This window comes from Actinomyces acetigenes (assembly GCF_031296635.1).
Lineage (GTDB): Bacteria > Actinomycetota > Actinomycetes > Actinomycetales > Actinomycetaceae > Actinomyces > Actinomyces acetigenes.
On record NZ_JASPFC010000103.1, the window covers coordinates 1 to 777 of the forward strand.

The 777-nt window shown below is 76.2% G+C and carries 1 pseudogene; it reads left to right on the forward strand.

Features of this window, described 5'->3' with window-relative positions:
- Positions 1–777: pseudogene (locus RIV14_RS13670) on the forward strand (chromosome segregation protein SMC); the annotation flags it as partial.

Sequence of the window (777 nt, forward strand, 5' to 3'; positions counted from 1 at the left end):
CCCAGGCCCGCGAGGCCGTCGCGGCCGCGACGGACGCCCGCAGGGAGGCGGCCTCCGACCGAGCCACCTGGACCGCCAGGCGCGACACCCTGGCCATGTCCCTGCGCGGCCAGGACGGAACGGCCGCGCTGCTGCAAACCGGTATAGACGGTCTCCTCGGACCACTTGCCGAGCACCTCAGCGTCGAGCGTGGCTGGGAGAACGCCGTCGCCGCCCTCCTGGGAGCGCTCGCCGAGGCCGGCCTGGCCGCCGATGCCGAGGCGGCCCTGGCCGGACTGGCTCATGCCCGCAGCCAGGACATCGGGGCGGTGCGACTGGTGCTGGCCGACGACCCCTCACTGGGTGCCGCCGGCACCGATGACGAGGCGGAGCCGGCTCCCGTTGACGGAGCACTGGCGGCTCGCGGCCTCGTCAGTCCCGCGCAGCCGGGGCGCCTCGAACAGGTCCTGGACGGGCTGCTCAAGGACTCCTGGGTAGTGGAGGACCTCGAGGCCGCCAGCACCCTGCGCGGCGAGCTGCCCGACGCCGTCGTGGCCACCCGCGGCGGTGACGTCCTGGCACCCGGCTGGGTCGCCGGCGCCGGTCGAGGGGCCTCCTCAGTCCTCGAGCTCACCGCCGCCCACGAGGAGGCCGACACTGAGGCCGCCGCCGCCGCGCAGGCCGAGACCGAGGCCGACGCGGCCCTGGAAGAGGCCCGGCGCCAGGAGGACGCTGCTCGCCAGGCGCTCAGCGAGGCACTGTCCGCCCTGCGTCAGGCCGACGCCGAGGCCGCTCGCG